Here is a 6138-nt window from a genome sequence, read left to right as displayed (position 1 = left end):
CCGCCGCACCCTGCCCGACGTCGAGCACGGTCAGCCGGAAGCCGCCCGGCGGCGGCGCATCCGGCGCCGGCGCGACCAGCGGCAGCCACGTGAGCGGCGCCGCCCAGCGCAACGGCCAGCCGCGCGGCATCAGCGCCCACGCGACGCCCACGCATGCGAGCGCCAGCACCGGCCAGTCGGGCATGCGCAGCCAAAACACGCCGGCCGGCCAGTCGGCCAGATACCCGAGCAGCGTCATCATCGGTTCGAGCGCCGCATGCGCAAGCCGGAAAGCCGCCGCATCGAGTGGCGGCGGCAACGCGATGCCGGCCAGCACGACCGGCGTGACGACCGAGCTGACCCACGGAATCGCGAACGCATTGCCGAACGGGCCCGACAGGGAAACCTGCGCGAACCACGCGGCGGTGAGCGGCGCGAGCCCGATCGTCACCGCGTACTGCACGCGCGTCGCCTCGGCGAGGCGGCGCCGGCAACGCGTCCCCCACCCGCGCAACCGGCTCCGCAGGCCGGTCGTGCCGCCTTCCGCACCCGCTTCATCGATATCGTCGACCTCGCGCACCGCACGCCAGCCGGCAACGGCCAGCAGGATCACGGCGACCGCGCCGAACGACAGCCAGAACCCGGCCGACAGCACGGCCCACGGATCGACGAGCAGCACGCCGCCGAGCGCCGCGCACAGCACCGCGGACGTCGGCACGCTGCGGCCGGCCAGATACGCGATGCCGCCGCCCGCGATCATCCACCACGCGCGCTGCGCCGGCACGTTGAAACCGGCGAGCGCGGCGTAGCCCGCGGCAGCAACCAGCGCCGCAAGCGCGGCCGCGTACGGCGCCGGCACCACGAGCGTCGCGGCCCCCGCGCGCCATCGCACGCGGCGCCAGACCATCGACACGAGCCAGCCGGCGATCGCGCCGACCAGCCCGACATGGAGACCGGAAATCGCGACCAGGTGGCTCGTGCCCGTATTGCGCAGCACGCGCCAGGCGTCGTCGCCGATGCCCGACTGGTCGCCGATCGCCAGCGCGGCGACGATGCCGCGGTGCGCTGCATCGGTACCGAGCACGTCGTCGATGCGTGCGCGCAGCGTGTCGCGCACCCGATCGATCGATGCACGCCATCCGGATGCGCGCGCATCGAGCAATACCGCCCGGCGCGGCGCACTGACATAGCCGATCGCACGAATGCCCGCGGCGAGCCATGCCGCCTCGCTGTCGCGCACGCCGGGATTGGCCTCGGCATGCGGACGCTTGAGACGCACGACGAAACGCCAGCGCTGGGCCGCCCGCAAATCGGGAAGCGTATCGCGTGTCGCGGATGCACCATACGCACGCCACGACAGCCGGATCAATGGTGGAAAACGGGTGAGCCCCGCATCGTTCGATTCGACCGCGAACAGCAGCCGCGCGCCCGTTTCATCGACGACGGGCAACCCGCGGATCACGCCCGTGACGACGATGTCACGCCCTTCCCACTCGGCAGGCAGGCTGTCGCTCAACCGCCACTCGGCGCGTGCCGCCGCATAGCCGAACCCCGCGACGCTGGCCGCGAGCGCCCACAGCATCCATCCGCATGCAACGACCGCACGCGTGCGCGGCCAGCGCACGCACCACACACCGAGCGCCGCACAGCCCGCGAGCACGGCTGCTCCGACCGTCCATGCGATCGCCCCCGGCAACGCCGCCTGCCGCTGCAGCACGACGACGCCGAGCGCGAACGCGATCCACCCCACGCGCATTCCGCCTCCTCGTCGACCCGGCGCCACCCTGCCAATACGGCGCCTTCCGGCAACGATTATGCGGACGAAAGTGCGAGTCGCGGCAGCGCGGCGAGCGCGTTAGCCGAAGTGCGTACGGCCAATTCGCCAGTATCGAGCCCGCGCAATTCGGCGAGCACGGCGCCGATGCGCGGCACCTGGTCGGGCGTATTGCGGGATTTGTATGCCCATTCGGGCGCGATGTCGGGCGCATCGGTCTCGACGACGAGCGCGTCGAGCGGCAACTCGGTGGCGAGCCGGCGGATCTGCCGCGCGCGCGTGAAGGTCACATTACCGCCGAAGCCGAGATGGAGGCCCTGCGCCAGATACGCTTCGGCTTGCTGAAAGCTGCCGTTGAACGCATGCGCGATGCCGCGCCGCACGCCGAAACGGCGCAGCCCGGCCAGCACGCGGTCCTGCGACTTGCGCACGTGACACAGCACCGGCAGGTCGAATTCCCGCGCCAGCCGGAGCTGGCCCTGGTAGAAGAATTGCTGCCGGTCTTCGTCGAGCCCCGGCACGAAATAGTCGAGCCCGATCTCGCCGATCGCGACGAAACGCGGATCGTCGAGGCTGGCCTCGATCTCCATGCGCAGCCGGTCGAGATCCTCGTCGCGCGCCTGCGGCGTATACATCGGATGGATACCGAGCGCGTACGCCGCGCCCGGCGTGCGCTGCGCGAGTTCGCGCACCGTCGTGAAGTTGTCGCGCCCGATGCTCGGGATCACGATGCGCGACACGCCGGCCGCGTGCGCAGCCTGCGCGACCGCGTCGCGGTCGGCGTCGAACTCGGCGGCATCGAGATGGCAATGCGTGTCGATCCACATGGCAGCGGTCCTGCGTCGTTGCGCCGTGCCGCGACGAACCGGCGGCCGGCCAACGGCGTGGCTTTTTTACACCGGCAGCGCCGGCTCCTCGTGCAGCACCCCGTCGCGCAGCCGCATGATGCGATCGCAACGCGCGGCGAGATCGGGGTCGTGCGTGACGATCACGAAACTCGTTTCGAGCGTCTCGGACAGTTCGAGCATCAGGTTGAACACCGTGTCGGCCGTCGTGCCGTCGAGGTTGCCGGTCGGCTCGTCGGCGAGCACGCACGCGGGCTTCGTGACCAGCGCACGCGCGATCGCGACGCGCTGCCGTTCGCCGCCCGACAGCTCGCCCGGCCGGTGCTTCGCCCGCGGGCCGAGACCGACGCGTTCGAGCATCGCCTGTGCCTGCTCGCGCGCGTCCTCGGTGGTCATCCGGCGGATGCGCAGCGGCATCGCGACGTTGTCGAGCGCGGTGAACTCGGGCAGCAGGTGGTGGAACTGGTAGACGAAGCCGAGCGCGCGGTTGCGCAACTCGTTGCGCTCACGCTCGGCGAGTTGCGTAAACGGCTTGCCGAGCAGCGACACTTCGCCGGCGCTCGGCTCGTCGAGCCCGCCCAGCACGTGCAGCAGCGTGCTCTTGCCGGAGCCCGACGCGCCGACGACCGCGAGCTTCTCGCCGCGCCGCACCGTCAGCTCGGTGTTGTTGAGCACCTGCACGTTGAAGCCGCCCTGCACGAACGCCTTCGTGATCCCGCGCGCCTGAAGCACGTATTCCTGCATACCTGCCGAATCCTGTCTGTTGTGTTGTTGTCGTGAATCCGCGAATGCGGCCGCGCGGTCATTCATAGCGGAGCGCCTCCGCCGGCTTCACCTTCGCGCCGCGCCAGCTCGGATAAAGCGTCGCGACGGCCGACAGCGCGAACGCGATCAGCCCGATCCGGATCACGTCGCTCGCGACGAGTTCGGACGGCAGCTCGCTGATGAAGTACACCGACGGCGGCAGGAACTGCACGCCGAACAGGTGCTCGATCATCGGGATCAGCCACGGGATGCTCCACGCGATCAGGCAGCCGAGCGCGACGCCGGACGCGGTGCCGACGAAGCCGATCGTCACGCCCTGCACGACGAAGATCTTCATGATCGACCCCGGCTGCGCGCCGAGCGTGCGCAGGATCGCGATGTCCGCCTGCTTGTTGGTCACCGTCATCACGAGCGACGACACGAGGTTGAACGCGGCCACCGCGATGATCAGCGTGAGGATGATGAACATCATCCGCTTCTCGATCTGCACGGCCGAGAACCATGTCTTGTTCTGCTGGGTCCAGTCGCGAATGTACAGGCTGCCCGACAGCGTGTGCGACAGCTCGACCGCGACCTGCGGCGCCTTCTGCATGTCGGTGAGCCGCAGCCGCACGCCGGTCGGCGCGTTCATCCGGAACAGCGCCTCGGCGTCGCGGATGTTGATCATCGCGAGCGTGCTGTCGTATTCGTAGTGGCCCGATTCGAACACGCCGACCACCGTGAACTGCTTCAGGCGCGGCATCATCCCGGCCGGCGTGATCGAGCCTTCGGGCGCGACGAGCGTGACCTTGTCGCCGACCGTCACGCCGAGGTTGCCGGCGAGCGCGTCGCCGAGCACGATGCCGAACTGGCCCGGCACGAGCGCGCCGAGCTGGCCGGCCTTCATGTCCTTGCCGATGTCGGACACCTGCGGCTCGAGCGACGGCTCGACGCCGCGCAGCATCACGCCGCTCACCGCGTCCTGGCGCGTGAGCAGCGCCTGCGCGTCGACATACGGCGCGGCGCCGATCACCGACGGATTGCGGCGCGCTTCCTGCGCGGTCAGTTGCCAGTCGGGCATCGACCCCGTCGGCGAGAACACCTCGACGTGCGCGAGCACCGACAGCATGCGGTCGCGCACTTCCTTCTGGAAGCCGTTCATCACCGACAGCACGACGATCAGCGCCGCGACGCCGAGCGCGATCCCGAGCATCGACACGAGCGCGATGAAGGAAATGAAGCCGTTGCCGGTCGTGCGTTTGCCGGCGCGCGTGTAGCGCCAGCCGATCTGCCATTCGTACGGAAGTTTCAAGCGAATCCTTTCTGCTGGTTACGGCGGGAGGCGCGCCGCGGCCGGGCCGCCGCCGGGTGGCGGCCGGCAGCCCGGGCACGGTCGAAAAAACGACCGCCGGACGCGAACGGGCCGTCAGCCGGCCCGATCACGCGCGCAGTTTGCCATACAATGCGCACCATCATGCACGACCGACGCCTCCATTTTCTCGTTCCGTTCGCGCTGCCGTCGGCGGCCGATGCGGCCTCGTCCCTGCACACGCTGGACAGCCCCGCGCTCCAGAAGTTGCTCGCCCGCGCGAGCCTCGTCGAGCGCGTGGCCGGCGAGGACTTCCAGCGCACGCTGCCGCACGAGCGCTGGCTGGCAAGCCGGTTCGGCGCCACGCAAGGCAATGCCGCGGACGAGGCGCCGCTCGCGCCCTACATGCTGCTGGCCGACGGGGGCGACCCCGGCACGCACGCGTGGGCGTGCGTCGAGCCCGTGCACGTCGAAATCGCGCACGATCACCTGGTGCTCGTCGATCCGGCCGCCCTCGCGCTCGACGACGGCGACGCGGCCGCGCTGCTCGCGGTCGCACGACCGCTGATCGAGGAACTGGGCGTACGGCTCGAAGCGCCGAACCCGGCGCGCTGGTATCTGTCGAGCGACCAGCTCGCGCGCCTCGCCGGCGCCGCGCCGCTGCGCGCCAGCGGCCGCAACATCGAGATCTGGCTGCCGCACGAGGCGCATACGGGCGAGCGCTCGCGGATGTGGATGAAACTGCAGAACGAAGTGCAGATGGCGTGGTTCCAGCATCCGGTCAACGAAGCCCGCGAGGCCCGCGGGCTGCCCGCCGTCAATTCGGTCTGGTTCCATGCGCAGGGCACGCTGAAGCCGGTCGGCAAGCCGTTCGCGCGCGTGCTGTCGGCGTCGCCCGCCGCGCTCGGCCTCGCGGGCGCCGCGCAAATCGAAGCCGGCAAGCCGCCTGCGACATTCGGCGCGCTGCCTGCCGCCGACGGCGCGACGCTCGTCGACCTGCCTGCGCTGACCACCCCGTTCATCGAGCAGGACTGGGCGCGCTGGCACGACGGCCTCACCGCGCTCGAGCGCGCCTGGTTCGCGCCGGCGCTCGCCGCGCTGCAGAACGGCGAGCTGGCGAGCGTCGATGTCACGCTGTGCGGCGACACGAGCTCCGTGACGCTGCACGCGACGCGCGGCGATCTGCGCAAGTTCTGGCGCCGCCGCGCGCTTGCCTCCCTGTTCGAATAACCAGCAGACCCCGAATGACCCGGATCGTTACCCGCCCCGTCGCGCCCGCCGACGCCGAAGCGCTTGCGCGCCACGGTCTGCACCCCGTCCTCGCGCGCCTGTACGCGTCGCGCGGCGTGCAGTCGCCCGTCGACATCGAGACCGCGCTCGCGCGCCTCGTGCCGCCCACCGAGCTGAAAGGCTGCGCCGATGCGGCGGTGCTGCTCGCCGACGCGATTGCCGACAAGCGGCGCCTGCTGGTCGTCGCCGACTACGAC

General features: G+C 70.6%; 5 protein-coding genes and 1 pseudogene. 2 read left to right on the top strand and 4 right to left on the bottom strand.

Annotated features, from left to right (window positions below):
- The 4 genes from H3O04_RS33280 to H3O04_RS33265 form a co-directional block, all read right to left on the bottom strand.
- Positions 1 to 1735, bottom strand: a 1735-nt coding sequence (locus tag H3O04_RS33280; protein ID WP_202589306.1) for a ComEC/Rec2 family competence protein, incomplete at its 3' end; no start/stop codon positions are given.
- A gap of 56 nt (positions 1736 to 1791) precedes the next feature.
- Positions 1792 to 2580, bottom strand: a complete 789-nt coding sequence (locus tag H3O04_RS33275) for a TatD family hydrolase (RefSeq protein WP_006478400.1) — start codon at positions 2578 to 2580, stop codon at positions 1792 to 1794.
- Between the two features lie 66 nt (positions 2581 to 2646).
- The gene (gene lolD, locus H3O04_RS33270; protein WP_034174517.1) at positions 2647 to 3342 is read right to left on the bottom strand and encodes a lipoprotein-releasing ABC transporter ATP-binding protein LolD; all 696 of its coding nucleotides are present in this window, start codon (positions 3340 to 3342) and stop codon (positions 2647 to 2649) included.
- Between the two features lie 58 nt (positions 3343 to 3400).
- The gene (locus H3O04_RS33265) at positions 3401 to 4654 is read right to left on the bottom strand and encodes a lipoprotein-releasing ABC transporter permease subunit (RefSeq protein ID WP_006478398.1); all 1254 of its coding nucleotides are present in this window, start codon (positions 4652 to 4654) and stop codon (positions 3401 to 3403) included.
- 150 nt (positions 4655 to 4804) lie between these two features.
- Here H3O04_RS33265 and H3O04_RS33260 point away from each other — a divergent pair, with 150 nt between their 5' ends.
- Positions 4805 to 5881, top strand: coding sequence for a hypothetical protein (locus H3O04_RS33260; protein WP_034174516.1), 1077 nt, complete (start codon positions 4805 to 4807; stop codon positions 5879 to 5881).
- Between the two features lie 14 nt (positions 5882 to 5895).
- Positions 5896 to 6138: pseudogene (locus tag H3O04_RS33255) on the top strand (single-stranded-DNA-specific exonuclease RecJ); the annotation flags it as partial.

It is taken from the genome of Burkholderia sp. KCJ3K979, assembly GCF_016759955.1.
Lineage (GTDB): Bacteria > Pseudomonadota > Gammaproteobacteria > Burkholderiales > Burkholderiaceae > Burkholderia > Burkholderia orbicola.
The sequence above is the reverse complement of the archived record's forward strand: the minus strand, read 5'-3'. Positions and strand labels throughout refer to the sequence as shown.

What these genes read in the sequence shown, in the direction of transcription:
- H3O04_RS33275 (WP_006478400.1), bottom strand. Translation starts at nt 2,580, where the DNA reads ATGTGGATCGACACGCATTGCCATCTCGATGCCGCCGAGTTCGACGCC.
- H3O04_RS33260 (WP_034174516.1), top strand. Translation starts at nt 4,805, where the DNA reads ATGCGCACCATCATGCACGACCGACGCCTCCATTTTCTCGTTCCGTTC.
- lolD (WP_034174517.1), bottom strand. Translation starts at nt 3,342, where the DNA reads ATGCAGGAATACGTGCTTCAGGCGCGCGGGATCACGAAGGCGTTCGTG.